General features: G+C 66.9%; 24 protein-coding genes and 1 pseudogene. 19 read left to right on the forward strand and 6 right to left on the reverse strand.

What is annotated here, in order from left to right:
* Both C7C56_RS24575 and C7C56_RS24580 read right to left on the reverse strand, forming a co-directional pair.
* Window positions 1-208: DUF4123 domain-containing protein (locus C7C56_RS24575; RefSeq protein WP_146204632.1), on the reverse strand; the 208-nt coding region annotated here is incomplete at its 3' end.
* Window positions 205-621, reverse strand: a complete 417-nt coding sequence (locus tag C7C56_RS24580; RefSeq protein WP_106759986.1) for a PAAR domain-containing protein — start codon at window positions 619-621, stop codon at window positions 205-207. The genes C7C56_RS24580 and C7C56_RS24575, both read right to left, overlap by 4 nt.
* Window positions 622-1338: 717 nt before the next feature.
* Here C7C56_RS24580 and C7C56_RS24590 point away from each other — a divergent pair.
* Window positions 1339-1665: a hypothetical protein gene (locus tag C7C56_RS24590; RefSeq protein WP_106759988.1), complete on the forward strand. Its 327-nt coding sequence runs from the start codon at window positions 1339-1341 to the stop codon at window positions 1663-1665.
* 136 nt (window positions 1666-1801) lie between these two features.
* Here C7C56_RS24590 and C7C56_RS24595 read toward each other — a convergent pair whose 3' ends face one another.
* Complete coding sequence (locus C7C56_RS24595) at window positions 1802-2683, reverse strand: SMP-30/gluconolactonase/LRE family protein (protein WP_106759989.1); 882 nt, start codon at window positions 2681-2683, stop codon at window positions 1802-1804.
* A gap of 177 nt (window positions 2684-2860) precedes the next feature.
* On the opposite strand from C7C56_RS24595, the gene dgoD reads away from it, so the two are divergent.
* The 9 genes and pseudogenes from dgoD to C7C56_RS24640 all read left to right on the forward strand — a co-directional run bounded on the left by dgoD (window position 2861) and on the right by C7C56_RS24640 (window position 12093).
* On the forward strand, window positions 2861-4009 hold the full coding sequence (gene dgoD, locus C7C56_RS24600; protein ID WP_106759990.1) for a galactonate dehydratase: 1149 nt from the start codon (window positions 2861-2863) through the stop codon (window positions 4007-4009).
* Window positions 4010-4061: 52 nt separating this feature from the next.
* On the forward strand, window positions 4062-4907 hold the full coding sequence (locus C7C56_RS24605) for an SMP-30/gluconolactonase/LRE family protein (protein WP_106759991.1): 846 nt from the start codon (window positions 4062-4064) through the stop codon (window positions 4905-4907).
* Between the two features lie 123 nt (window positions 4908-5030).
* Window positions 5031-6020: an arabinose ABC transporter substrate-binding protein gene (locus C7C56_RS24610; RefSeq protein WP_181373340.1), complete on the forward strand. Its 990-nt coding sequence runs from the start codon at window positions 5031-5033 to the stop codon at window positions 6018-6020.
* A 5-nt stretch (window positions 6021-6025) separates the two neighbouring features.
* A pseudogene (gene araG, locus C7C56_RS24615) lies at window positions 6026-7495 on the forward strand (L-arabinose ABC transporter ATP-binding protein AraG); the annotation flags it as partial.
* 116 nt (window positions 7496-7611) lie between these two features.
* Window positions 7612-8592 (forward strand): L-arabinose ABC transporter permease AraH, encoded by a 981-nt coding sequence (gene araH / locus C7C56_RS24620; protein ID WP_106759994.1) that lies wholly within the window; start codon window positions 7612-7614, stop codon window positions 8590-8592.
* 82 nt (window positions 8593-8674) lie between these two features.
* Complete coding sequence (locus tag C7C56_RS24625) at window positions 8675-9628, forward strand: LysR substrate-binding domain-containing protein (RefSeq protein WP_106759995.1); 954 nt, start codon at window positions 8675-8677, stop codon at window positions 9626-9628.
* A 147-nt stretch (window positions 9629-9775) separates the two neighbouring features.
* Window positions 9776-10675, forward strand: a complete 900-nt coding sequence (locus C7C56_RS24630; RefSeq protein ID WP_229458977.1) for a 2-dehydro-3-deoxygalactonokinase — start codon at window positions 9776-9778, stop codon at window positions 10673-10675.
* Window positions 10668-11291, forward strand: a complete 624-nt coding sequence (locus C7C56_RS24635; RefSeq protein ID WP_106759996.1) for a 2-dehydro-3-deoxy-6-phosphogalactonate aldolase — start codon at window positions 10668-10670, stop codon at window positions 11289-11291. The genes C7C56_RS24630 and C7C56_RS24635 overlap by 8 nt, the downstream gene beginning before the upstream one ends.
* A gap of 37 nt (window positions 11292-11328) precedes the next feature.
* Window positions 11329-12093, forward strand: coding sequence for an SDR family NAD(P)-dependent oxidoreductase (locus C7C56_RS24640; RefSeq protein WP_106759997.1), 765 nt, complete (start codon window positions 11329-11331; stop codon window positions 12091-12093).
* Between the two features lie 196 nt (window positions 12094-12289).
* On the opposite strand, the gene C7C56_RS24645 is transcribed toward C7C56_RS24640, so the two are convergent.
* Entirely contained in the window at window positions 12290-12733 is a 444-nt protein-coding gene (locus C7C56_RS24645; RefSeq protein WP_229458978.1) for a hypothetical protein, read from the reverse strand.
* Window positions 12734-13035: 302 nt separating this feature from the next.
* On the opposite strand from C7C56_RS24645, the gene C7C56_RS30140 reads away from it, so the two are divergent.
* The 4 genes from C7C56_RS30140 (at window position 13036) to C7C56_RS24660 (ending at window position 14854) form a co-directional block, all read left to right on the forward strand.
* Window positions 13036-13350, forward strand: a complete 315-nt coding sequence (locus tag C7C56_RS30140; protein WP_229458979.1) for a carbohydrate kinase family protein — start codon at window positions 13036-13038, stop codon at window positions 13348-13350.
* Window positions 13347-13781 (forward strand): PfkB family carbohydrate kinase, encoded by a 435-nt coding sequence (locus C7C56_RS30145; protein ID WP_229458980.1) that lies wholly within the window; start codon window positions 13347-13349, stop codon window positions 13779-13781. The genes C7C56_RS30140 and C7C56_RS30145 overlap by 4 nt, the downstream gene beginning before the upstream one ends.
* Window positions 13782-13855: 74 nt before the next feature.
* Entirely contained in the window at window positions 13856-14257 is a 402-nt protein-coding gene (locus C7C56_RS24655; protein ID WP_106759999.1) for a hypothetical protein, read from the forward strand.
* A 21-nt stretch (window positions 14258-14278) separates the two neighbouring features.
* The gene (locus C7C56_RS24660) at window positions 14279-14854 is read left to right on the forward strand and encodes a hypothetical protein (RefSeq protein ID WP_106760000.1); all 576 of its coding nucleotides are present in this window, start codon (window positions 14279-14281) and stop codon (window positions 14852-14854) included.
* A gap of 100 nt (window positions 14855-14954) precedes the next feature.
* On the opposite strand, the gene C7C56_RS24665 is transcribed toward C7C56_RS24660, so the two are convergent.
* Window positions 14955-17732: a TonB-dependent receptor gene (locus C7C56_RS24665; RefSeq protein ID WP_106760001.1), complete on the reverse strand. Its 2778-nt coding sequence runs from the start codon at window positions 17730-17732 to the stop codon at window positions 14955-14957.
* A gap of 510 nt (window positions 17733-18242) precedes the next feature.
* Window positions 18243-19280, reverse strand: coding sequence for a LacI family DNA-binding transcriptional regulator (locus C7C56_RS24670; RefSeq protein WP_229458981.1), 1038 nt, complete (start codon window positions 19278-19280; stop codon window positions 18243-18245).
* A gap of 489 nt (window positions 19281-19769) precedes the next feature.
* On the opposite strand from C7C56_RS24670, the gene C7C56_RS24675 reads away from it, so the two are divergent.
* The 5 genes from C7C56_RS24675 (at window position 19770) to C7C56_RS24690 (ending at window position 25248) form a co-directional block, all read left to right on the forward strand.
* Window positions 19770-20840 (forward strand): nuclear transport factor 2 family protein, encoded by a 1071-nt coding sequence (locus C7C56_RS24675; protein WP_106760003.1) that lies wholly within the window; start codon window positions 19770-19772, stop codon window positions 20838-20840.
* Window positions 20837-21910 (forward strand): ester cyclase, encoded by a 1074-nt coding sequence (locus C7C56_RS24680; RefSeq protein WP_106760004.1) that lies wholly within the window; start codon window positions 20837-20839, stop codon window positions 21908-21910. The genes C7C56_RS24675 and C7C56_RS24680 overlap by 4 nt, the downstream gene beginning before the upstream one ends.
* Complete coding sequence (locus C7C56_RS29130) at window positions 21907-22590, forward strand: hypothetical protein (RefSeq protein WP_181373341.1); 684 nt, start codon at window positions 21907-21909, stop codon at window positions 22588-22590. Before C7C56_RS24680 ends, C7C56_RS29130 begins: the two co-directional genes overlap by 4 nt.
* Complete coding sequence (locus tag C7C56_RS24685) at window positions 22587-24080, forward strand: MFS transporter (protein WP_181373342.1); 1494 nt, start codon at window positions 22587-22589, stop codon at window positions 24078-24080. The genes C7C56_RS29130 and C7C56_RS24685 overlap by 4 nt, the downstream gene beginning before the upstream one ends.
* Before the next feature lie 106 nt (window positions 24081-24186).
* A complete protein-coding gene (locus C7C56_RS24690; RefSeq protein WP_181373343.1) occupies window positions 24187-25248 on the forward strand; it encodes a nuclear transport factor 2 family protein in 1062 nt (353 codons plus the stop codon).
* Window positions 25249-25365 lie beyond the last annotated feature (117 nt).

The raw sequence follows: 25365 nt of genomic DNA on the forward strand, positions 1-25365 counted from the left end.
CAGCTAGCTCAGCATCGACGAGCCACGGGCCTGCATGCGGCAGTGGGGCATCGGCCGTGCCTGAAAAGAGCGCATAAAGTCCCAGTCCTTCCTTGAGATTGTCGCCATGAAGGTTTCTAAATTGGGCGCCATCAATCAGGGCGTATAGCCTTAGTGCCGGATGCGCCTGTTGATGGTGGGCGAGACGTTCCGCCACGTCGCTCGTCACTCCCGCATCACGGTCGAACTGCCGCTAGCCGCCGCCGTGAGCAGACAGTCCAGACAAATACCGGACTCGGTAGGCGTGGCGATCAGGGACGCCGCTGTCCGTTCCGCACCGCTGTCATCGGCGTGGACATCGCCAAGGGAGGACTCGTTTGACCATGTGGTCGTGATCTGGCTTGAGATGAGGCGCGCCCCGCAGGCGGTCGCATCCCCATGGCGGGCATAGCCGTTACCCGCGCCGTCCACGAGGTCGGTCGGCCCGGCGGTGATCGGAAAGGTGCCCTTGCACTTTGGGCAAACGGTCATGTCGCCAACACGGGCGACGTATTTGCCGTTGATATCAAAGGTAAAATCGGCGCCGATCACGGTTCCGCCATGTGTCGTTTTGTCGCCCATCACGATAAGTGGCTTGCTCAAACAATTCTCCTTTTCCCAGGATGTCTATTTGAAATGGTTCAAGCCATGAATCATTTGATCTTGCGCAAACTATCGCCGGCCGACGGTTGCGATTAGAAATTTCGAGTATGGGTGCGGCGAGCAGCGCCTCTTTGATGTCCCATCCCCCCCAATCGGCACCCTGAGGGAGTACGCCGATCATTCATCTGAGCTCCCGTCCACCTCAGCTTTCTCGCTCGCCTCAGCGCGCTAACAGTTCCATTAGATCAAGTGCTTCAGCCGCTGCGAACTCGACCTACATTTCAATTCATGTCGCCCCTAAAACCGTTGCAACTTCATCAGTGCATCCGAAAGTCGTTCCGCTCCCTCGATATTATTGTTTTCGAAGACCATCATGTAACGGTAATTTCGTCCTGCCCTAGATCCCCACAGCTTGCCGAGCTTGAGCTTTAACTCAGCTGCACCAACCCCGCATGCTATGCCAGGATGGGAAGTGTGGCCGAAACTGGTTTACGACGCAGTCATCGAAGCAGATGTTTTGAGAAAGATGCAAGACGATCTTGACGCTGCCGGAATTGTCTACTCCGGCCGGAACCTTCGAATATCGGACTTATGGAACAGTGGCCACTACAACCTGTGGAAGAAGCACGGGGCCGGGTGTATGGAGTTCGACGTGTCAAGCGAAGACAGCTGGTCGATGAGGCGTATCGCCGAAGTCATTGGGAGTGAGGGATCGTGATGGCAACGATAAAATATGGCAAGGATAAAAATTTACAGCCGACCTCCGCGAAAGTGTTGAGGGCGGCGCTTCACGCAAATGCCCACACTGACAGAGTGGAGATGCCCGACCTCCCCGGGGGCAACAGGAAGCCGGTCGCGCGCGTCAAAGATGTGGCGGCCGTTGGCCCGGCTGTCGTTGACGCAAAAGTCAAAGTCAAACGTGTTGTCGCAAAAGGGGGGGCGGGCACAGCCTCAGACGGGAAAACGATAGTCCGTGTCACCATCGACGCGCCAGACGTGCTCCATTTGTTTTCCAACCGAAAAAAGAAGGCTATTTCCTCCTGAGCCATCTGCTTCGGATTGCTTAAGGTGCCGCAGAGCTGGTGTTCGCTCCAGATCGGTTGGACGGTTTGTGCAGATCGAGGCGGATCCGGGATGGAGCCCGCAACCGGGGCAACTTGGTGGCGGATCGGGCGGAAAGCTACAAGCAACCGAAACGCTGCTCGGGCAAGCCGCGCACCCCGGCCAGCGTGGCGCTGAACACGCCGCCGGCCGACGGCTCGGCGGCCAGCGTGGCGGCATCCAATCCCACGCGCGCCGACGTGACGTAGGCGGTGCCCAGTTCCGGCCCGCCGAACGCGACGCAGCTCGGTTGCGACGCCGGCAGCGCCAGCTCGCGCCCGACCCTGCCGTCGGGCGTGTAGCACACCACCTTGCGCGCGCCCCACAGCGCATTCCACAAATTGCCGTCGGCGTCGATGGTCGAGCCGTCGGGCTCGCCACCCGCCGCGCCCAGCTCGGCGAACACGCGCGCCCCGCCGACCGCGCCGCTGACCGGGTCGTAGCTGCAGCAGCGGATCTTTTTCTCTTGCGAATCGCAGTAGTACATGGTCGCGCCGTCCGGGCTGAAGCAGATGCTGTTGGCGATCCCGACGTCCTGCAGGTCGAGCCGCTCGAGCGTCAGGTCGCCGTTGAGGCGGTAGAAGCCGCCGATCGCCGGGCGCGGCTCGGCCTCGTTGAAGGTGCCGAACACGAAGCGGCCTTGGCGGTCGCAGCGGCCGTCGTTGACGCGCGTGCTCGGCAGGTGGGCCTCGACGGCGCACACCGGCGTCACCGCGCCGCTCGAAAAATCGAAGAACGCCAGCCGCGACGCCAAGCCCAGCAGCAGGCGGTCGTCGTCGCCGGTCAGGGCGAAGCAGGCCAGCCTTTCGGGCATGGCCCATTGTTCGGTCCGGCCGCTGGCGGGGTGGTGCGCGTACAAGGTGGCGCCCAGGATGTCGGTCCACAAAACACGGTCGCTGCGTTCGCACCACAACACGCACTCGCCCAGCATGTTGCGGGCGTCCACCATCAAATCGAGCATTCTGACCTTCTCCAACGTTTCCAGGGAGGCGCTACGGTGTCATATTTTTTGCCGATGCGCAACTGAAACGAGCTATGCGATATCCATATGCTTTCCTCGCAAATATTCATATTTCCAATGTAGCTGCCTTCCGTACACTTGTTCCATTGCCCATCAGATACTGTACGCCTCGACTTTATGAAAATCACAAAACTGACCACGTACCGGGTACCACCGCGCTGGATGCTGCTCAAGATCGAGACCGACGAGGGCGTCTTCGGCTGGGGCGAGCCGGTCATCGAGGGCCGCGCCCGCACCGTCGAGACCGCGGTCAGGGAAATGGAGCAGTTCCTGATCGGGCAGGACCCGGCCCGCATCAACGACCTGTGGCAGGCCATGTACCGGGGCGGCTTCTACCGCGGCGGGGCGATCCTGATGAGCGCGATCGCCGGCATCGACCAGGCGCTGTGGGACATCAAGGGCAAGACGCTCGGCGTGCCGGTCTACGAACTGCTGGGCGGCCGGGTGCGCGACAAGATGAAGATGTACAGCTGGGTCGGCGGCGACCGCCCGTCCGACGTCATCTCCGGCATCCGCAAGCTGCGCGAGATCGGCATCGACACCTTCAAGATGAACGGCACCGAGGAGTTCCGCATGCTCGACAGCGCGCGCGCGGTCGACGAGGCGGTCGGGCGCATCGCCGAGATCCGCGAGGCCTTCGGCAACGAGATCGAATTCGGCATCGACTTCCACGGCCGCGTGGCCGCGCCCATGGCCAAGGTGCTGCTGCGCGCGCTCGAGCCGTACCGCCCCCTGTTCGTCGAGGAGCCGGTGCTGGCCGAGCAGGCCGAGTACTATCCGCGGCTGGCCGAGTCGACCTCGATCCCGCTGGCCGCCGGCGAGCGCATGTATTCGCGCTTCGAGTTCAAGCGCGTGTTCGAGCAGGGCGGCATCGCGATCGTGCAGCCGGACGTCTCGCACGCCGGCGGCATCACCGAATGCGTCAAGATCGCCGCCATGGCCGAGGCCTACGACGTCGCGCTCGCGCTCCACTGTCCGCTCGGCCCGGTGGCGCTGGCGGCCTGCCTGCACGTCGACTTCGTCTCGCACAACGCGGTGCTGCAGGAGCAAAGCATGGGGATCCATTACAACAAGGGCGCCGAGCTGCTCGACTACGTCAAGAACAAGGAGGACTTCCGCATGGACGGCGGCTACATCGCGGCGCTGACCAAGCCGGGGCTGGGCGTGGTCATCGACGAGGAGCGCGTGATCGAGGCGAGCCGGAACTGCCCCGACTGGAGCAATCCGCTGTGGCGCCACGAAGACGGCAGCGTCGCCGAGTGGTAGCCGGATGTCGAACCTGAACTTCAGCCTTGCCTCGGCGCGCCGGTAACCGATCATGCACAACCACGCCACCGAACCCGGTCACGGCCTGCGCTGGGACGCGCGCGCCGGCCGCTGGTGGTGGTCGGGCGCCGACGCGCCCGCGCTGCACGCCTGGGCCCCCGGCGACGGCGCGGCCCGGACCAGCAAGCTGCCCGAGGGCGCCGGCCTGTTGGCCCACTGCCGCTCGGGGCGCCTGCTGCTTGGCCTGCCGAAGCGGCTGTGCCTGACCGAGGCGCCGGCGGCCGGCGTGGGCCGCGCGCAACTGCGGGTGCGCGCGCTGGTGGCGGTCGACGCGGCCGAGCCGCGCACGCAAATTTGCGATGGCCGCACCGACCGCGGCGGCAAGCTGGTGTTTGGAACCGGCAACGCCGGCGGCGACCAGCGTCCGATCGGCAGTTTTTACCAGTACTCGCGCCAGCACGGACTGCGCCGACTGGCGCTGCCGGCGGTGGCGCAGGCGGCCAGCATCTGCTTCAGCGGCGACGGCCGGCGCCTGTATTTCGCCGACGCCGCCATCGGCCGCATCTTGCACTGCGCCTACGATTCCGGGCGCGCGGCGGTGTCCGCTGTCGGCGTGTTCGCGCAACTGGACGGCGCGGCGCGCCCGCGCGGCGCCGTGGTCGACGCCGACGGCTGCCTGTGGAGCGCGCAACCGGGCCAGCTGCTGCGCTACGACCCGGCCGGCAAGGTGCTCTCGCGCCTGGCGATCGACTGCGGCACGCCGGCGTTCGGCGGCGCCGGGATGGACCAGCTGATGGTGGCCGGGGCGGCCGGACTGGTGGGGCTGGCCGGGGCGGCGGCGGGGCTGGCCGACGCCTTGTACGACGATCATGATGTCGCGTGGGCTACACAGACTTGAAAATAATCACAAACATGACTGGCTGCGCAGGTGCGAGCGGACCCAGAATCGCAGGACGAGACGCAGCACGACAGACGCAGCACGACAGACGCAGAACGACACGCGAATAATCAGGAGACGGAAATGACAACACGTAGAACAACTTTGAACGCGCTGGGCGCGGCCCTAATGCTGAGCGCCCTGGGCTGCAGCCAGGCGGCGGAACCGGTCAAGATCGGCTTTCTGGTCAAGCAGGCCGAGGAGCCATGGTTCCAGGACGAGTGGCGCTTCGCCGAGCAGGCGGCCAAGGACAAGGGCTTCACGCTGGTAAAAATCGGCATCCCCAGCGGCGAGAAGATGATCTCCGCGATCGACAACCTGGCCGCGCAAAAGGTGGCCGGCTTCATCATCTGCGCGCCCGACGTCAAGCTCGGCAAGGCAGTGCAGCGTGCCGCCAAGCGCAACGACATGCTGGTCATGTCGGTCGACGACCGCCTGCTCGACGGCGCCGGCAAGCCGCTCGAGGGGGTGCCGCACATGGGCATTTCGGCCTACGAGATCGGCAAGCAGGTCGGCCAGGCGCTGGCCGCCGAGGCCAAGGCGCGCGGCTGGAAGCTGGGCGAGGTGGCGTTGCTGCGCGTGGCCTACGACCAGCTGCCCACGGGCGTCGAGCGCACCGCCGGCGCGGTCGACGCGCTCAAGGCGGCCGGCTTGCCGGCCGCCAACGTGGTCGACGCGCCGCAGGCCAAGACCGACACCGAGTCCTCGTTCAACGCCGCCAACATTGCCTTCACCAAGCAGCAGGGCTTCAAGCGCTGGATGGCGGTCGGCCTGAACGACGAATCGGTGCTCGGCGCGGTGCGCGCCGCCGAGGGGCGCGGCATGCGCCGCGACGCCATGATCGGCGTCGGCATCGGCGGCAGCAAGACCGCGCTCAACGAGTTCGCCAAGCCGCAGCCGACCGGCTTCTTCGGCACCGTGATGCTCAGCCCCAAGCGCCACGGCTACGAGACCTCGGTCAACATGTACAACTGGATCAAGACCGGCAAGGCGCCGGCCCCGCTGACGCTGACCTCGGGCACCCTGATGACCCGCACCAATTACGTGCAAGTGCGCGCGCAGCTGGAGAAGTGAGCCCCATGGCGCCTTATCTGCAATTTGACAATGTGTCGAAGTTCTTCCCGGGCGTGACCGCGCTCGGGGGCGTGAGCTTCGAGGCGCATGCCGGCGCGGTGCACGGCCTGCTCGGGGAGAACGGGGCCGGCAAGTCGACCCTGCTCAAGATCCTCGGCGGCCAGTACCGCCCGGACGGCGGACGCCTTCTGCTCGGCGGGAAGGAATGCCACTTCGGCTCCGCCAGCGACGCCATCGGCGCCGGCATCGCCGTGATCCACCAGGAATTGCAGTATGTGCCCGAACTGACCGTGGCCGAAAACGTGCTGCTGGGCCGCCTGCCGACCCGCTTCGGCCTGGTCGACAAGGCCCGGGCCAACCGGCTGGCGTCGGCGCGGCTCGCCAAGATCGGGGTCGAACTCGACCCGCAGGCGCGCCTGGCCGACTTGTCGATCGCGCAGCGCCAGATGGTCGAGATCTGCAAGGCCGTGATGCAGGACGCGCAAGTGATCGCCTTCGACGAGCCGACCAGCAGCCTGTCGCACCGTGAGACCGAAATCCTGTTCCGGCTGGTGCGCGAGCTGCGCGCCGACGGCCGCACCCTGATCTACATCTCGCACCGTCTCGAGGAGCTGTACGCGCTGTGCGACAGCTGCACCATCTTCCGCGACGGGCGCAAGGTCGCGACCCATCCCGTGATGGCCGAGGTCCCGCGCGAGCGTTTGATCAGCGACATGGTCGGGCGCGAACTGTCCGACATCTACGACTTCCAGCCGCGCGCGCCCGGTCCCGAGCGGCTGCGCGTGCGCGGCATGGCCGAAGGCTGCGATTTCTCGGTGCGCGCGGGCGAGGTGTTGGGATTTTTCGGCCTGGTGGGCGCCGGCCGCAGCGAACTGATGATGCAGTTGTACGGCGCCGAGCGGCGCGCGCCGGGCAGCGTCACGCTCGACGCCAAGGCGGTTGCGCACGGCAGCCCGTCGAAGGCGATCGCGGCCGGCATCGTGCTGTGCCCCGAGGACCGCAAGGAGCAGGGCATCCTGGCGCACGCCTCGGTGGCCGAGAACATCAACATCAGCTGCCGCCGCAACGGCCTGCTGGGCGGGGTCTTCCTGCGCCACGCGCGCGAGGCCGCGCTGGCCGACGACTTCATCGCGCGCCTCAAGATCAAGACCCCGCACCGCGAGCAGGAGATCCGCCTGCTCTCGGGCGGCAACCAGCAAAAGGCGATCCTGGCGCGCTGGCTGGCCGAGCCCGACCTGAAGGTGCTGATCCTCGATGAGCCCACCCGCGGCATCGACGTCGGCGCCAAGAACGACATCTACCGCATCATCTTCGAGGTGGCCGCGCGCGGCTGCTGCGTGATCGTGGTCTCGAGCGAACTGCCCGAGGTGCTGGGCATCTCGGACCGCGTCTGCGTCATGCGCGACGGCCGCATCGTCGGCGAACTGGCGCGCGGCGACGCCACCGAAACCGAGGTGCTGCGGCTGGCCCTGCCCGACGAGGTCGCGCCGGCCGCCATCCTTGATACCCCGGGCACCCCACCCGATACCCCACCCGGCACCCCACCCGATACCTCACCCGATACCTCACCCAATACCGTCCGGAGAACCGCATGAGCACCATCCCACTGACCACAACGGCGGCCCCGGCGCGCGCGCGCCGGCGCGCCATGCTGATCGAGTACAGCATGCCGATCGCCTTCGTGCTGCTGTTCGCGGTGCTCTCGATCACGGTCGAGAACTTCTTCTCGGTGACCAACATCGTCGGCCTGACGCTGTCGGTGGCGCAGATCGGCATGGTCGCCTGCACCATGATGTTCTGCCTGGCCTCGCGCGACTTCGACCTGTCGGTCGGCTCGACCATCGCTTTTGCCGGCGTGCTCGGCGCAATCGTGCTCGAGCGCAGCGGCAGCGTGCCGCTGGCTATGCTGGCCGGCCTCGGCGCCGGCGCCGCGATCGGCACCTTCAACGGCGTGCTGATCGCCTACCTGCGCGTCAACGCGCTGATCGCCACGCTGGCGACCATGCTGATGGTGCGCGGGCTCGCCTTCATTGCCTCGCAGGGCCAGGCGGTCGGCATCAACGACGACGCCTTCATCGACTTCGGCGACGCCCGCATCCTCGGCGTGCCGATGCCGGTGCTGGTGGCGGCGGCCTGCTTCGTGGTGTTTGGCATCCTGCTCAACCACACGGTGTTCGGCCGCAACACGCTGGCCATCGGCGGCAATCCCGAGGCGGCGCGGCTGGCCGGGGTCAAGGTCGAGAAACTGCGCGTGTGGATCTTCGCGCTGCAGGGTTTCGTGGTCGGCCTGGCGGGCCTGATCCTGGCCGCGCGCATCACCAGCGGGCAGCCGAACGCGGCCCAGGGGTTCGAGCTCGACGTGATCTCGGCCTGCGTGCTGGGCGGCGTGTCGCTGGCCGGCGGCAAGGCGCGCATCTTCGGGGTCCTGATCGGCGTGCTGATCATGGGCACGGTGGAGAACGTGATGAACCTGCTCGACGTCGACGCCTTCTACCAGTACCTGATGCGCGGCATCATCCTGCTCGCGGCCGTGCTGCTCGACCAGCTCAAGACGCGCGGCGAGCGCCACTGAGCGGCTCCGGTGGCGGCCGCGCCACGGTTGACTCTGGCGGCCGCGCCCGCCTATGATGGGCATCCCGCCCCGATTGCCGCGCATGACTGATCCCCGCTCCGACCGCTTCGTCCGCTCCCACCTCAAGACCCGGCACCTGGTCCTGCTGGTGGAACTGGGCCGGCACGGCTCGATCATGCACGCGGCCGAGGCCGCCAACCTGACCCAGCCGGCCGCCTCCAAGCTGCTCGGCGAACTCGAACACGCGCTCGGGGTCCAATTGTTCGAGCGGCTGCCGCGCGGCGTGACCCCGACCTGGTTCGGCCAAGTCATGATCCGGCGCGCCGGCGCCGCGCTCGCCGAGATGGACGCGGCCCACCAGGAGGTCATGGAGCTGCTGTCGGGCCTGCGCGGCAGGGTCGACGTCGGCGCAGTGCTCACGCCCGCGGCCAGCCTGATCCCCGAGGCGGTCAACCTGCTCAAGGCGCGCCAGCCGCGCGTGCTCGTCTCGATCAGCGTCGACACCAGCAAGCTGCTGGTGCAGCGCCTGCGGGGGGGCGAGCTCGACATCGTGGTCGGGCGCGTGCTCGACACCGGCGCCGCGGGCGAACTCCATTTCGAGCCGATCACCGACGAGCCGCACAGCCTGATCGTGCGCGCCGGCCATCCCCTGCTCGGACACGGCGGGCTGCGCCTGCCCGACCTGCTGCGCCATGGCTGGATCCTGCCCCCGCCCGGCTCGATCCTGCGCGACCGCCTGACCGCGATGTTCCTGTCGGCCGGGCTCGAGCCGCCGGCCGAGACGGTCGAGACCGTGGCGCTGCCGGTGGTCGCCAACCTGCTCATCGGCTCCGACATGCTCGTCGCGCTGCCGCGCGAGCTGGTGCAGCCCTACCTGCAGAGCGGATTGCTGGCCGTGCTGCCCTTCGAGCTCGGCCTGCGCATGGACCAGTACGGCATCATCACGCGCCGCGGCCACCAGCCCTCGCCGGGCGCGGCGGCCATGCTCGCGACCTTGCGCGAAGTGTGCGCGCGGCGCTATCCCCAGGCGAGCTGATCCATACGATTTTCGTATACTTGTCATCAAATAAGCAATTGGTTTGATATTGCTGCTTTCCGTACGATGGCGGGGTGGCGCAGCATCGAGACGCCGGCCGCCCGGCGCCGGCGCCGGCTGCCGTCCCAAATTTAGATAGGCGTACAAATGATGATTCCCGCGCACGCAGACAAAATGCTCGGCGTCGACTGGGGCACCAGCAACCGGCGCGCCTACCTGGTCGAGCGCGGCGGCCGCTGCCTGGCGCGCCACGAGGACGGGCAGGGCATGCTGGCCGTCGGCGGCGACTTCGCCGGCTCGCTCGCGGCGCTGCGCCAGACCATGCGGGTCGACGACGCGGTGCCGGTCGTCATGTCGGGCATGATCGGCTCGGCCGGCGGCTGGCAGGAGGTGCCCTACCTCGACATTGCCACCCCCCTGGCCGCGTTGGCGTCGCACCTGGCGCCGGTCGCCGGCCACCCCGGCTGCCTGATCGTGCCCGGCTATTGCACCCGCGCCGACGGGGTCGACGTGATGCGCGGCGAGGAGACCCAATTGCTCGGCGCGCTCGCGCTCGGCGTGGGCGACGGCACGGTGGTGCTGCCCGGCACGCACAGTAAATGGGTGCAACTGCGGGGCGGGCGCATCGCCCGCTTCGCCACCTTCATGACGGGCGAGTTGTTCGCCATGCTCGCCGCCGGCGGCACGCTCGCCGCCATCATGGGGCCGGGCGAGGACGACGACGACGCCTTTGCCGCCGGCATCGCGCAGGCGCGCCTGGGCCTGCCGCTGTCGCAATCGCTGTTCGGCGCGCGCGCCCGGGTGGTGGCCAAGGACATGGCGCCGTCGAAGGCGCGCTCGTTCGTCAGCGGCCTGTTGATCGGCACCGAATTCACCGCCTCGGGCGCCGGCCCCGGCGCGCGCCTGAGCATCCTCGGATCGAACGCGCTCGGCGCGCATTACGCCAGGGCGGCGCGCCATTTCTGCGAGGCGCCGGCGGTGCTCGACGCGGACGCCGTCTATCTGGCGGCACTCACACAATTGTTGCAGGGTTCACAGCATGAATAAATTCATCACCGACACATTGCCGCTGGTGGCCATCCTGCGCGGGCTGGCCCCGGCCGATGCCGGGGCCGCCGGCCTGGCGCTGTTCGGCGCCGGCCTGCGCCTGCTCGAGGTGCCGCTCAACCGGCCGGGCGCGCTCGAATCAATCGCCATCCTCGCGCGCATGGCGCCGCCGGACGCGGTCGTCGGCGGCGGCACCATGCTGTGCGTGGCCGACGTCGAGGCGGTGCACGCGGCCGGCGGGCGCCTGCTGGTGTCGCCCAATTGCGACACGGCTGTGATCGCGCGCGGCGCCGCCCTGGGCATGCTGTGCGCGCCCGGCGTGGCCACGCCGAGCGAGGCGTTCAGCGCGCTCGGGGCCGGCGCGCACGCGCTCAAGATATTCCCGGCCGAGATGGTCGGCCACGCCGGCCTGAAGGCGTTCAAGACGGTGCTGCCGGCCGGCACGCCGCTGTGGCCCGTCGGCGGCGTCGCCCCGCACACCCTGGGCGACTGGGTCGCGGCCGGCGCCACCGGTTTCGGGATCGGCGGGCAGCTTTACACGCCCGGCGTCGCGCCCGCGCAGTTGGCCGAAAGGGCCGGCCACTTTATTTCTGCCTGGCAATCTGCTATAAAATAGTTTCGGTTTTCGAACAAATAAGAAGAAAGGCAGCGCAATGGAATTCGCCAATTATCCGAGCCTGGCAGGCAAGGCCGTGTTCGTCACCGGCGGTGGTTCGGGCATCGGCGCCGACATCGTCACGGCCTACGCGCGGCAGGGCGCGCGCGTGGCGTTCGCCGACCGCAACCGGGCGGCCTCGGTCGAGCTGCTGGGCAGGCTCAAGGGCACGGTCGAGCATCTGCCGCATTTCATCCCGTGCGACCTGGCCGACATGGCGGCGCTGCGCGAAGCCGTGCTCGAGGGCGAGGGGCAGTGCGGCGACTTCCACGTCCTGGTCAACAACACCGCCAACGACGAGCGGCACGACTTCCTCGAGGTCTCGCCCGACTACTTCGACGCCAAGCTGGCCATCAACCTGAAGGTCGCGTTTTTCGCGGCGCAGGCCGTCCTGCCGGGCATGTTGCGCCGGGGCGGCGGGGCGATCATCAACCTCGGCTCGACCGGCTGGAAGAACAAGGTGGCGGGTTATCCCGTCTACGCGACGAGCAAGTCGGCCGTCAACGGGCTCACCCGCAGCCTGGCGCGCGAGTACGGCAAGCGCAACATCCGCGTCAACACGCTCACGCCCGGCTGGGTCATGACGGCCAAGCAGCTGGCCATGTGGGTCGACGACGAGGCCGAGCGCGCGATCGAGGCCAACCAGTGCCTGCCGGGACGCATCGAGGGCAACGACGTGGCGAGCATGGCACTGTTCCTCGGCGCGCACGACAGCCGCATGCTGACGGCGCAGGAGTTCGTGGTCGACGCCGGCTGGACCTGACCGGCTCGGCCCGGCCGGTACAGCCCTGTCGTGCGGGCTGCCCCGCGATCAACGCCACCTTGAGCCAGCCCGGTTAACGCGCGTTGAACGGTTTCTACGCGTCGATCACCGATTCGATTCCCACGCGCCGGGTGAGGCTGGCTCGTGTTGGCGGGACCGGCGCCGGCTTTGTTCTTTGCCGGCCCTGTTGCGGGTTCTATTTGCCGGTTCGCCGTTTCCGGTTCTGCCACCAGCGGCGCAGGTCGATCCACTTTTTTTCGAGCCATAGCGTCGCTTTGCCGACGGGCTTTCTGAGCGCCGGGATGTCTTGCGCTATGAGCAGCAAACCGACGGGAATTAACTCGACGCCGAGTATCGGCAGGAAACCGAAAAAACCGCCCACGATCAACAGCAGTCCCAGTGGCCAGCGGACCGGGCGCGCTTCGGGCTTGCGCAACCAGCGGATCGCGCGCGCCACGCGATCGGGGGTTTCTCGCTCCAGCCGCTCGTAAGCCTGGTCCAGTTCTTCGGTTCCATTTGTATCCATGCGATCCTCCGCGAGCCGGTGCGTGCGCTCGAAAGACCGGACTGTTTGCGCCTGCCGGCCCGCGGCCACCGATACGGACATGATGCGGACATTATGCGGACATGATGCGGCCATGGCCACTTGCCGTTCGACCCCTGGTCAGGCCCGCGGTTCACGCGGCGCCGTCACCTTTTTGCGCGCGCGCCGGGGGCGGCCGTGGTGGCCCCGACCCGCAGCGTGACGGGGACGATGATCCTGCGCTTCTCCCCCATTAGCCAGTTAGAGTCAAGGCAAAATACTGAGATCGACCTGTCCGTCTGGTACGGCGGCGGACGGCAGCACGAATGGCGCGACTGCATGACGGGCGAGCCCGTCGCGGCGCGCTTCGCGCTGCCGACGTGGGGCGCGCGCTGGTTCGAGCGCGCCGAGGCGTTAGCATGGAGCAGGCAACGGCGGGCGGCCGCATGCTGGACTTTGGCGAGGCGCTGGTCGACGACTTCGATGGCGAACAGATCCCCGGCGGCGCGCCGTTCAACGTGGCGCGTACGCTAGCCGCGTTCGGGCAGGCGCCGTTGCGGGTCCCCCGCGTGGGGAATGGCGCGCCGGGGGCGCGCATCGTGGCCGAGTTCGAGCGCTCCGTCCTGCCGCGCGACGGGCTGCAGATCGACAGGGGGCGCCCGACCGGGCGCGTGGTCTTCGAGCGTGGCACTGGCGCGCCCGACGCGGAGCGCTGCGCCGGGCGACCATATTGAAGGTCAACGAAGACGAGCTGCGCGCCCTGTCGGGCTGGTACGTGCCGGCCGGCTGCGGCGGGGGCGGCGCCATGCGCACCGCCGCGCGCAGCCTGATGCGCACCTTCGGTCTGCACGAAATGCTCGTCACACTGGGCGCGCGCGGCTACGCGTATTTCGGGCCGGACGGGCCGATCGTGCGCGACGGCGGCGGCCCCGCTCTGCCCGTCGTGGTCGACACGGTCGGCGCGGGCGACGCGTTCTCGGCGCTCTTCCTGCTCGGCCGCGCGCTGGGCTGGCCGGTCGCACCAATTCGCGGGCGCCATCTGCGGCATAGCGGGCGCGGCGAGCGGCGAGGCCGGTTTCTACCGGCGGTGGGCGGGCCAATGGGCGCTGTAGGACGGCGCCGAATCACAGAACTTCATTTTTTCAGCGCTGTCCCACTACGGTGATCACTCCATTCGCTTGGCGCAGCATCAAGCCCGGGCGGTTTTTCCTTCGCTGGATCAACCTAGTGGGAGTCATCATGACCTCGAAAAACGAATTGCTGGCAGCGTCCGCCAGACCCTTCATCCGGGAGCGCAATATACGTTTCGACCGGAAGTTCTACGACACCAGCGCCTTGGCGCCGCAAGAAGAGGACGCCGTCTTCGGTTTTCCCGACCAGGAGGGCGCGATCGTGGTCGTGTCCCCGCGCGAGGCGCAGCTGCCGATTCGCCACTACGAGGACACCACCGCCATGCTGCGCGCCGAAAAAGACTCCATTGGCGGGGTCGCCATCGCGGGCGTGGGCAGTTCGATACTCGGCACCTCGGCGCTTTCCCGCAATGTGGCCGATGCCTACGGACGCGATATCGCAGGCATCGTCGCCGGCTACGGCGCGACCGACCTGTGGGCGGAGCCGATGGGCGGCTGGTTCTTCTACTGAGACAACGACCGCTTCCGGCACATGCTGGAGATCATGGTCGAAGACGCGGCCGGCTCGTTCTTTGCCCCTTGGACGCGCTTCGCGGGCGCCGGTTTCGACAACTTCAACGATCTGCGCACCAGCGCCATCCCGCGGGAACTTGACTCGGGCACACTGTTGGACATTTTGCGGGCCGGGCCGGAGCACATGTCGATCCTGGTAGGACACAGTAAAGGAGCGTTGACGATCGACTTTGCGCTCGAGGAATTCGTGCGGCAACTCGGTGGCCGGCCGCACCGCTATTTCGACGAATTAGCGGTGGTGACGGTTGGCGCGGTGGTCGCCCTGCCGCGGTGCTTCAGCCGGGTCCGCCAGCTCATCGGAGCCAAGGACTGGCTCGGCATGTTCAATTCGCGGCCCGATTTGCTCGAGGATCCGGATGTCGATACGCGACCCATTCTCATCGACGGTGTCGACCATTGCCTCGACACGCGCAGTCCGACGTGCATGAACCTGGTCGAGGCATTGCGCGCCCACGCTCCGCTTGCACGCGTGGCCGATCTGGTTCCCGCCCCGGTGCCGAGGGCGGCGGCGAGGACGAGCGCGCCGATCAAATAGCCCCTGGTCGCCGATGCCGGGCACACCAAAAAAGGGCCCGAAGGGCCCATGGATTTCTCCGCGGTCGTTCGCTCAAAAACCGCGGGGTGCGACTTGCAGACTAGAACTTGTAGTTCGCGCCAACGAGCACAACCCGGCCATATTTGGCGTATTCAAGCTGGCGGTCCTTGCTGTTGGCGTAGGTTTCGTAGGCGCTGTTGTTCAGGTTGTTGACCTGCACCAGGAATCCCAGGCCCTTGTAGGCGCCCTCATTGAAGGTATAGCCGAAATGCAGATCGGTGACGTTTTCGCCGACCACGTAGCGCAGCTGGCGGTCGCCCGCGAAGTTGCCGATCTCTCCCACGTAATCGGACCGGCGCCGCTGGCTCACGCGCGCCGACAGGCCGCTCTTCTCGTAGTAGAGCGTCAGGTTGGTCACATTTTTGGACAAGCCCGGCAGCGCGATCTTGCCGATCGTGTCGTTCACCTGCGCGATGTCGATCCCGCTCTCGGTATAGGTGGTGCTGGCCGACACCCCGAACCCCTCCAGGGGCGCCCAGGCCAGCTCGAGCGGCAGCGACACCGACAGCTCCGCCCCCTTGAGCGTGCCGCCCGAGCCGTTGTAGGGCGCCGTGTATTGCCCGATGTTCGTGGTGGCGATCGTCCCCGGCGTGAACAGCGAGAAGTCGCGGGGCTTCGAGAAGTTGTAGATGTAGGTTTCCAGATTCTTGTAGAAACCGGCCAGGGCGAAATACGCCTTGGTGCCAAAGTACTTTTCGTACGAAACATCATACGCGTCCGCGCGCCATGGATCGAGGCGCGCATTGCCGCCGCTGCCGCTCGGCAGGCGCGTGCCCTGGTCGACGCTGAAGTTGAAGCCGGCGTTGAGCTGGTCCACCCGGGCGCGCGCGATCTGCTTTGCGGCCGAGAAGCGCAAGGTTTGCTGGTTGCTCAAGCCGAACACCAGGTTCATGCTCGGCAGGACGTCGGTGTAGCGCTTGCCGTCCGCGATTGGATGCGCCGCGCCGGTGGTGTCGGCATACAGCGAGGTCGACGACTGGTCGGTGCGGATCACCTGGGCGCCGATATTGCCGCGCAGGGTCACGGCGTTGAATTCGACATCGATGTTGGCCTTGACATAGCCGGTCGTGATCTTTTCCGTCACGTCCCACGCGCGGCTGATCGTCCCCGAGTTGTTGGCAAGGTCGTAGTTGACCGGATCGAAGTACTTGGCGATCACGCCGGGCACGTTCCACGACGGGACCACGCCGCTGCCGGCGAAGCCCAGGTCGACCGGCGCGTACAGCAGGTCGCTGGAAATGGTGGGCGAACCCGAGGCGAACAACTGGCCCGATGGCTGGCGTTTGGTCTTGGTGCGCTCGCTGATGTTGAAGCCGGCGTCCAGGTCGCTCAACAGGCTGGCGGCCAGCGCCGGCGCCGGGAAGGTGGCGGCCAGTTTGAAGCTCGACATTTTGTCGTTCAGGCGCGGGGCGTAGGTGCTGCCGTAGCCGTAGATCGAGTTGCCCGTGAACAGCGTGGCCGCGTTGCTGTAGTTGAGCTTGCCGGACAGGGCGGCGAAATTGCCCGGGGTCCAGCCAACCGTCAGCGCCGGATCGTTGAGTGCGCCGTCGCTGGCGCTGCGCAGCTGGAGGTTGTTTTCGAGATAGGTCTCGTCGCGCTTGGCGTTCGAGTAGTTGATGTCGGCGAGCACCTTGACGCCGCCGAGGTTGACGTTGTTCGCCCAGCCCGCGGTGCGGATTTCGTCCTTGCGGTTGTTGTACTGGCCGCGCACCAATGGGTAGGCGCCCGTCGCGACGCCGCCCAGCAGGGTGCCGTTGGCTATGTTGGTGCTCTGGTAGCTGAAGCCAAGCGGATTGTTGCTGCCGTTATAGCCGCCGAGGTTGGCTTCAAACTGGTTGTTCGTGTCGACCTGGCTGAATCGCGACCCGAACAGGTCGAGCGTGCTGCGCCACGCCTTGCCCGGGCGGTATTCGAGCACGCCCATCACCCCGGTGCGCTTGAGCACGCCGCTCTTGGCGAGCGACTTGACGCCGGCGGAGATGTAGGTGCCGGCCGGGACCCCGGCGACGGCGCTCTGGCTGAACGGCTCGTAGGTCCCGGTCTCGTTGTCGAGGATCGGCGACGCGAGGTCGGCGACGCCGATCGCGATGCCGATGGTCCGGTTGGCGAACTGGTCGATGTAGCTGGCGCTGACGCGATGGCCGGTGTCCTTGGCGTTGGCGATCGGGCCGAGCGATTTTTTTTCGCCGCGGACGTTGACCGAAATGCTGCGCTTGGGGAAGGCGAGCGGACGGACCGCCTGCATGTCGATGGTGCCCGACAAGCCTTGCCCTACCAGCCCGGCGTCGGGCGTCTTGTAGACCGTGACGGCGCCCAGCAGTTCGGACGGATACTGGTCGAACTCGACGCTGCGGTTGTCCCCCGTGCTCACCTGCTCGCGTCCGTTGAGCAAGGTGGTGGCGAAGTCCGGCGACAAGCCGCGCACGCTGATCACCTGCGCGCGGCCGGCCACGCGCTGCGCCGCCAGGCCCGGCAGGCGCGCGATCGACTCGGCGATGCTGGTGTCCGGAAGTTTGCCGATGTCCTCGGCGGAAATGGATTCGACGATCGAGCTTGCGTTCTTCTTCACCGAGATCGCGTCTTCGATGCCCTTGCGGATCCCGCTGATGCGCACCGTCGCGACCTGCGCGGCCGGTGCGGCGCCGTTGTCGGACGCCGGCGCGGCGCTGTCTTCCAGATGGGACGGCGCTTTGGCGTCGGCGGGGGCCGGCTGGGCGAGGACCGCCGTGGCCATGAACGACAGCAGCAGGGCGCAACCGGCGGCGATTGGGTTTAGTTTGAACGCGGCGCCGGCCGCGGCTTCCCTTGCCGGATTCATCTTCGTACTTCTCATTGCATGTCCCCTCGATATCGTCAGACTACAAAACCTTCCGCGGCTCGGTCGCCGCGAATCAGTTGGCATGAGCGTTTCCATGAACGCTGAACATCTATTTTGTAGTAAAACTAGACGTTACGTCAATACATAAATTGCTTTTTAGTTACGGTTGTTTTTTTATTATATTGATCGCCGAGCTGCCGCCGCCAACCATAAACTTGTCTAGGCATGACGGTGCGAAATCGCGCCTGGAAGGGAGTTGATCTACCTTCTTGAGGAGGGTGTTGGTAGCAATACTACTTTGGTTTGGCGCGCGCATTGTTTGAGCGGCTGGTCTGGCGACCTGTTTTCCGAGGGGGGGGCTGCTGTTCGGGGCGCGGATCTTTGGTCTGGATGAAGCGATCGTCACGCCGGGCGCACGGCGGCGCCGATTTCGGAGCGGGCGGGCCGATCGTGCGCGCGGAAGGTGAAGGGGGGGGCGGGCGGCGCCGGGGCGCGCCGCCATGCGTCCCGCTATTGCGGCGGTTGCTGCAGGCGGGCGGTCTTGCCTTCGATGAGGACGGCGCTGAACACGCGTTTCTCGGGCGAATCCTGCTCATTGCCGATCAGCGAAACGAGCATGTCGACCGCCGAATGGGCCATTTTTTGAACGGGCTGGCGCAGCGTGGTCAGCTGATAGCTGAGCCAGGTCGCCGGTTCGACGCCGTCGAAGCCGGCGATCGAGAGGGCGCCGGGCACATCGAGGCCGAATTCGTGGCGGGCCGCGTCGACACAACCGATGGCCATGATGTCGTTGCCGCAAATGATGGCGTCGGGCGCCTTGCCCTTGGCGTCGATCAGTTCGCGCATGCCGCGCACCCCGCTCTGGTAGTCGTATTCGCCGGGCACGATGAGCGGCTCGCGCAGGCCAAGCTCGAGGATGCGGGCGCGCGCGCCGCGGGTGCGTTCCTGGCCCACCACCGAGTCCTTGGGGCCGCTGATGATGCCGAAGCGCTGGTGGCCGGTCGCGGCCAGCCGGCTGACCAGGTCGCGCGCGCCTTCGATCTGGTCGCAGACCACCGCGTTGACCGCCTTCTCCTTGAGCGTGCGATTGAACAGCACCAGTGGAATGCCGCGCCGCTCGAACTCCATGATGTGTTCGAGCGACAGGCGGGTGGCCGCTATCACGCCGTCGACCTGGTACTGCCACACCTGTGACACGACCTGGTCGATGTCCTCCTCGTGCGGCACGGTGAACAGCAGTATGCGCATGCCCTTGCTGACGAATTGCTGGCTCAGCTCGGACAGCACTTCCGGGTAATACAGGTTGGTCAGGTTGGAGATCAGGACCGCCACGAGGTTCGAGCGGCGCGTGATCAGGCTGCGCGCCAGCGCGTTCGGGATGTAGTCGAGTTCGCGCGCCGCCTTGATGACCCGCGCCCGGGTTTCGGGCGAAACGCTGGCCCCCGGCTTGAAGTGGCGCGACACCGCCGACTGCGACACGCCGGCGCGCAGCGCGACGTCGTACGAGGTCGCGCTGCGGCCCTTGCGGGCGGGGGCGTCGGCTTTCACTGGGGCGGGCTTTTTACTTGCCATGAAGATGGGGTATGGGTTATCGGTGGCAAAGTATAACGCAAAGCGGATTGCCGCTGCATGCGGCTGCAACGCCCTTCGCGCAGAGGGTCCGGGCGCCGGCCGCGCTTTTTTACAACAATTCGCCAAACCGATTGACTTCGAATGCAATCGAGGTCTATTATTGATTCAGATCAAGCGATTGCGATCTCGCTGTTTTTTTATTAGGCTTCGATTTGGCGTGAACGCGCCGTGCGCCAAGCGTCAGATGTAGCTGTGTTGCCCCGGCGGAAAGGTGCTTTTGTTGGGCGGCCGGACGGAAGCGAGTCTGGTTGACTTCGGATGCATGTATTTGCGCCGGGCCGGCCCCGCGGGCTGTGGCGGCAGGGTCGATTGCGGCAAGGTCGATTGCGGCAAGGTCGATCCGCCGCTCCCGGGGCGCCGGACTAGGGCGAGTACCCCTCCATTTCGCATGAAAGAATTGAACGAATGATCAAGCTGCCATTTACCCTTCCTTCCCGGCCGCCGGTGACCCGGATCCGCAAATGCGATGCCGCGCAGCTGCGCGCCCCCGCCGGTCCGCGCACCCAGCCGATGCGCGGCTTCGAGGACCATTTCGTCGATATCGTCGATTACATCGTGCGCATCACCGACGAGATTTGGATGGAGCGGGCGGTCGGACGCATCTACGACACCTACGACGCCAGCTGCACGATCTACTCGTCGTACGGGGTCGTGCGCTCGGTCGAGGAGGTCATCGCCGGCACCATCACGACGCTCAACGCGTTTCCCGACGGCGAGATCCACCACCTCAACGTCGCCTGGAGCGGCGACGAGGACGAGGGCTTCTACACCTCCCATCTCGGGCACAGCCGCTCGACGCACGTCGGCCGCAGCAGCCTCGGACCCGGGACCGGGCGCCGCTCCTCGATCCGCTTCGCCGCCGATTGCGTCAGCCGCGACAACCGCATCCACACCGAGTGGCTCATCCGCGACAACGGGGCCCAGGTGCGCCAGTTGGGATTCGACCTGCACGAGGTGGCGCGGCGCGCGGCCGAGGCCGACACGCTGGAACACTTCATCGTCTCGCCCGAGACCCGCCTCGAAGGTCAAACCCCGCGCAAGCTGCTCGACCTGCCGACCGACACGCTCGACGGCTGGGCGCGCCACATGTTCCACAACATCTGGAACCTGAAGCGCTTCGACTGGCTCGCGCGCTACTACTGCGCGGCCGCCACGGTCCATGCCGGGGGCGGGCGCGTGGCCCAGGGCGTGCGCAACATCGGCGCGCTCTATCTGAACATCCAGGCGGCGATGCCCGACGGGGTGATGCGGGTCGAGCATGTCTGCCACAGCGAGGAGAACGACGGCGTCATCGTGGCGGTGCGCTGGGTCTACGAGGGCACGACCGCGCCCGGCGGCGTGCTGGGCGAATGCCCGGCCGGCAAGCAGGTCTTCATGATGGGGGTGAGCCATATGCGCTTTTCTGGCGACCGGATCGTCGAGGAATGGATGATTTTCGACGAGCTCGGCGTGCTCGTCCAGGGGTACCGGAAATGAGCCGCTGGGACGACCATCCACAGGTGCTCTCGCCAGTCGGCCGCCGCTTCGCCGAGCTCATCGAGGAAGGCCCGCGGCGCCAGGAGCTGCCCGGGTATGAAGCCGTGTACCGCGACTTCGTCGACTACATCGTGCGCTGCACCCATCGCATCTGGGAGCAGAAGGACATCGGCCTGTGCCGCACCCACTACAGCGAGGGCTGCGTGATGCACACGCTCGCCGGGCCGCAGGTCGGCTGCGAGGTGGTGGTGCAGAACACGATCGGCGCGCTGGCCATGTCGAGCGACCGCCAGGTCATCGCCGAGGACGTGATCTGGAGCGACGAGGGCGACGGCAACCTGTACAGCTCGCACCGGATCGTCAGCAGCTCGACCCACCTCGGCGACGACGCCACGCTGGGCCCGGCGAGCTGCCACGAGGCCGGCGCGCGGACCATCGCCGATTGCCTGTGCCGCAACAACCGCATCATCGAGGAATGGCTGGTGCGCGACAATCTGCGCGCCGTCTGGCAGGTCGGCGGCAACCCGTGGGAGCTGGCGCGGCGCCAGGCCGAGGCCGACCGCGAGGGCGACCAGGACCGGCACGCCTGGCGCGCGCTTGAGATCGCGCGGGTGCGCGCGGGCGGCGACGTGGCGATAGCGGACGACCATCCCGCCAAGTTGCCGGCCGACGCGCTCATCAGCGCCTTGCGGCACGACCTGTTCGGCGCGGCGGCCGAGGCGTTTTCGCCCGCCGCCGAGATCCGCTGGCCGAGCAACCGGCACGGCTACGGGCGCGGCTACTGGATCGGCTGCCTGACCCAGTTGCGCGGCGCGCTGCAGCGCCCCGCGATCACCATCGACCACATCGCGGCGCGGCCCCTGCCGCATGGCGACGTCGCCATCGCCCTGCGCTGGAGCCTGGCCGGGGTGCACGCCGGCGGCGGGGTCTGGGGGCCGGCCAGCGGGCGCGACCTGCTGGTGCTGGCGATATCCCATTACCGGGTGCGGGCCGGAAAGATCGTCGAGGACATGACCGTGTTCGACGAGTTGGCGGTGTTGCGCCAGATTAGCGGAGGACTGGGAAAATGAGCGCATTGATGGCATTACGCAAGATCGCGGCCGGCGAACGGCCGCATGGGGAACTGTTGCCACCGTGCCGGCTCGAAGCCTTCGGTGTCGAGGTCTACGGCGAAGAGGCGATCGTCCAGAGTTTCCGCAACGCGCCGCTGGCGATCCCGGCCTCGGCGCAGGTGGTCGCCGCCGATGGCCATATCGCCGTGTTCGAAGGCGAGCACGCGCTGTTCGCCGATTTGCATGGCGAGGACATCGCCCGCGTCTGGCGCCTGGGCCCGGGGCAGCCGGCAACGGCCGAGCCGGCCATCGGCGTGCCGTTCGACCCCGATCTGTGGCAGGCGCGGCGCGACGCCGCCCTGCGCCGCGAGGACCACCCCGCGCTGTCGGAGGCGGGCGTGGCGGCGGTCGAGGAAATCGGCCTCGACCTCGCCCGCCAATGGGAGTCGGACGGCGGCCCCGGCGACTACCGCGTGCGGCCCTTCCTGCTGCGCGCCTTCAGCGCCGGCGAGCGCGGCGCGGCGCTGTACGCGGTCTACCGCCTCGGCCCGTCGGCGCGCCGCAGCGCCGGGTTTTCGCTGGTGGCGGCGAACTTCGAGGTCAGCGGCGGCAGGTTGTCGGGCTACGCCGTGGTCCGCGACCAGGCCGGCGAGGCGGCCGTGCAGCGGGCCCCGTGGCAGCCACGGGTGGCGGCATGACTTCGCTTCCCGCGCACGGCGCCGGGAAAACCGGCGCCCCGCCCCTGCGGGCGCCGATGAAAATGGCGTTCGGGCTCGGCAGCACCGCCGAGGCCATCGTCTACACCACGACCAGCAGTTTCCTGCTGCTCTACTACAACCAGGTGCTGGGCCTGCCGGCCGACAAGGTCGGCCTGGCGCTCTCGCTCGGCCTGATCGTCAACGCGCTGTTCGATCCGCTCGTCGGCTCCTGGTCGGACCGCACCAAATCGCGGTTCGGGCGCCGCCATCCGTTCATGTTCGCGTCGATCCTGCCGGCCTCGGCCTGTTTCTATTTCCTGTTCAATCCACCGCAAGGCCTGGACCAGTTCGCCCAACTGGCCTGGCTGGTGGTGATGAATGTCACGCTGCTCCAGTGCATGACCTTGTTCCACACGCCCCATCTGGCGCTTGGCGCCGAGATGTCGGACGACTATCTGGAACGCTCGAGCATCATGAGCTACAACACCTTCTTCCTGTGGATCGGCGACACGCTCGGGTGGGTGCTGTGCTTCGCCTGGTTCTTCCGGGCCGGCCCCGGCTTTCCCAACGGCGCCCTCGACCCGCAGCGCTGGCCGGTGTTCGCGGCCACCTTCGCCGGCATGATCATCGCCTGCCTGTTCATCTCGAGCATGATCACCCGCCGGCGCATTCCCTATCTTGCCCAGGCCAAGCCGGAGCAGCCGCGTTTCGGGCTGGCCGAATGGATGCGCGACATGGGCCGCGCTTTAACCAACCGCAACTATGTGGTCTTGCTCATCGGCTTCTTTTTCCTCTCGCTCATGAACGGCGTGCGCGGCGGCCTGTGGCTGTACGGGGCGACCTTCTTCTGGGGCCTCAAGAACGACCAGATCGCCTTCTTCGCGGTGGGCAGCCTGGCCGGATATGTCTTCGGCTCGGCCGCCGTCACCGCGCTGCACCGCCGTTTCGAGAAGCGCTGGACCGGGGCGGCCGCGCTCGCCGTCTACAGCGTCGGGCCGGCGATTCCGCTCGCGCTCGGCTACTACGGCGTGCTGGGGCCGGACACCCCCGGCCTGTTGTTCATCCTGATCGCGTTTTCGACCTTGCAGCACGCCCCCTACAGCATCATGACGACCACGATCTATTCCGCGCTGGCCGACATCGCCGACGAGAACGAGCTCAAATACGGCATCCGCCAGGAGGGCATTTTGTATTCGACGCGCACCCTGTTCGCGCGGGTCGACCAGGCCCTCGGCACGGCCCTGGCCGGGTTCGTGCTGGCGCTGATCGCCTTTCCCGTCAAGGCGGTGCCGGGCGAGGTGCCGCAGCCGGTGCTGATGGCGCTGGCGGCGGCCTTCGTGCTGTCGACCGTTCCGGGCTTGATCGCCGCGGTCTTCTACGCGATGCTGCGCGTCACCAAGGGCACGCACGACGCCACCAAGGCGGCGCTGGCGCTCAAGCACAAGGCGGAGCGCGATGCGAATCCGATCGACGGCGCGAAGGCCATCTAGCCATCGATCTATTTTCCCCCACCGTCCGGCGGCAGCGCATTGCCGGACATCGCCGGCGCGCCGCCCCTCTCGCGGCAACCCGGCGGATATTAATGGAGACCAAGGTATGAGCAAGCACCTCGCAAACAAACAGCTGACCGCGCGCTTCCTGACGGAACTTGCGGACACGCCGGTCGAGGACATCGGCGCCGTTCTGGAGCGGTTCTGCCACGGCGACTGCCGCTGGGAGATATTCCATCCGTTCAACCGTATAGACGGACTCGACAATGTCGCAAGCCAGTTCTGGGGGCCGCTCAAGCGCGCGTTTCCCGACTATGAGCAGCGGCTGGGCCAGGTCCTTGCCGGGGAGTACGAGGGGCGCGAGCAAGTGAGCACGCTGGGCCACGTGATGGGGTCGTTCGAGGCCCGGTGGCTGACCATCCCGCCGACCCACAATCTCGCCTTTCTGCGCTTCGGCTTCAACGCGATTGTGCGCGATGGCAAGTTCGCCAAGGCGTATGTCCTGCTCGACATCCCCGACCTGATGCGGCAGGCCGGCTGCTATCCGCTGCGCCGGATGCCGGGCTCGGCCGAACAATGGCCGCTGCCGCCGATCGACAGCGGCGCCACGCTCGACGCCGTCGCCGCCGAGCGCGGCGCCCTGAGCATGGCGATCGTGCGCGAAATGCAGCTGGGCCTGCCCAAGCCCGGGGAGGTCGTCAGCGTCAGCAGCGCCGCCTCGCGCCACAGCCGGCACTGGCACGAGAATATGAATTGGTACGGCCCCGCGGGGATCGGCTCGGCGCGCCGCCTGCGCGGCTTTCGCGAATCCCACGGCGCGCTGTTCCTGCAGGCGTTTCCGGACCGCTCCGGCATCGCGCGCGACCCCACCGGGCCGGAGGACGGGCCGGGCCATTACACGCGCATCGGCGACGGCCTGTTCGCCGTGACGGGCGGCTGGCCCTCGATCCATGCGACCCACACCGGCGGGCAGTGGCTCGGGTTGCCGCCGACCGGACGCAAGGTCGAGATGCGGGTCGCCGATTGGTACCGGCTCGACCGCGACGACAAGATCATCGACAACTGGGTGATGATCGACGTGCCGCACATGCTGCAGCAGATGGGCCTCGACATCCTCGACGACCTGCGCTTTTTCGCCGATCCGGCCTTGTCGCGGCTGCGCGAATAATTTCGAATGCAGTGAATATGTGTTTTTACGCCTGAATTTTCGTCAAATACATCGACTGTCGCATGAAAATCAATTGCTTACAAATTCGATTGATTTTGACTTCGAATGCAAATAACA

This window comes from Massilia glaciei (genome assembly GCF_003011895.2).
Classification (GTDB): domain Bacteria; phylum Pseudomonadota; class Gammaproteobacteria; order Burkholderiales; family Burkholderiaceae_D; genus Telluria_A; species Telluria_A glaciei.

Excerpts from the sequence above, each read along its gene's own strand:
- C7C56_RS24680 (WP_106760004.1), top strand. The coding sequence starts at position 20,837 with ATGAGCCGCTGGGACGACCATCCACAGGTGCTCTCGCCAGTCGGCCGC.
- C7C56_RS24675 (WP_106760003.1), top strand. The coding sequence starts at position 19,770 with ATGATCAAGCTGCCATTTACCCTTCCTTCCCGGCCGCCGGTGACCCGG.
- araH (WP_106759994.1), top strand. The coding sequence starts at position 7,612 with ATGAGCACCATCCCACTGACCACAACGGCGGCCCCGGCGCGCGCGCGC.
- dgoD (WP_106759990.1), top strand. The coding sequence starts at position 2,861 with ATGAAAATCACAAAACTGACCACGTACCGGGTACCACCGCGCTGGATG.
- C7C56_RS24630 (WP_229458977.1), top strand. The coding sequence starts at position 9,776 with ATGATGATTCCCGCGCACGCAGACAAAATGCTCGGCGTCGACTGGGGC.
- C7C56_RS24660 (WP_106760000.1), top strand. The coding sequence starts at position 14,279 with ATGCTGGAGATCATGGTCGAAGACGCGGCCGGCTCGTTCTTTGCCCCT.
- C7C56_RS24655 (WP_106759999.1), top strand. The coding sequence starts at position 13,856 with ATGACCTCGAAAAACGAATTGCTGGCAGCGTCCGCCAGACCCTTCATC.
- C7C56_RS24590 (WP_106759988.1), top strand. The coding sequence starts at position 1,339 with ATGGCAACGATAAAATATGGCAAGGATAAAAATTTACAGCCGACCTCC.
- C7C56_RS24595 (WP_106759989.1), bottom strand. The coding sequence starts at position 2,683 with ATGCTCGATTTGATGGTGGACGCCCGCAACATGCTGGGCGAGTGCGTG.
- C7C56_RS24605 (WP_106759991.1), top strand. The coding sequence starts at position 4,062 with ATGCACAACCACGCCACCGAACCCGGTCACGGCCTGCGCTGGGACGCG.
- C7C56_RS24685 (WP_181373342.1), top strand. The coding sequence starts at position 22,587 with ATGACTTCGCTTCCCGCGCACGGCGCCGGGAAAACCGGCGCCCCGCCC.
- C7C56_RS24690 (WP_181373343.1), top strand. The coding sequence starts at position 24,187 with ATGAGCAAGCACCTCGCAAACAAACAGCTGACCGCGCGCTTCCTGACG.
- C7C56_RS24610 (WP_181373340.1), top strand. The coding sequence starts at position 5,031 with ATGACAACACGTAGAACAACTTTGAACGCGCTGGGCGCGGCCCTAATG.
- C7C56_RS24665 (WP_106760001.1), bottom strand. The coding sequence starts at position 17,732 with ATGAATCCGGCAAGGGAAGCCGCGGCCGGCGCCGCGTTCAAACTAAAC.
- C7C56_RS24635 (WP_106759996.1), top strand. The coding sequence starts at position 10,668 with ATGAATAAATTCATCACCGACACATTGCCGCTGGTGGCCATCCTGCGC.
- C7C56_RS29130 (WP_181373341.1), top strand. The coding sequence starts at position 21,907 with ATGAGCGCATTGATGGCATTACGCAAGATCGCGGCCGGCGAACGGCCG.
- C7C56_RS30140 (WP_229458979.1), top strand. The coding sequence starts at position 13,036 with ATGGAGCAGGCAACGGCGGGCGGCCGCATGCTGGACTTTGGCGAGGCG.
- C7C56_RS24640 (WP_106759997.1), top strand. The coding sequence starts at position 11,329 with ATGGAATTCGCCAATTATCCGAGCCTGGCAGGCAAGGCCGTGTTCGTC.
- C7C56_RS24625 (WP_106759995.1), top strand. The coding sequence starts at position 8,675 with ATGACTGATCCCCGCTCCGACCGCTTCGTCCGCTCCCACCTCAAGACC.
- C7C56_RS24645 (WP_229458978.1), bottom strand. The coding sequence starts at position 12,733 with ATGGCCGCATCATGTCCGCATAATGTCCGCATCATGTCCGTATCGGTG.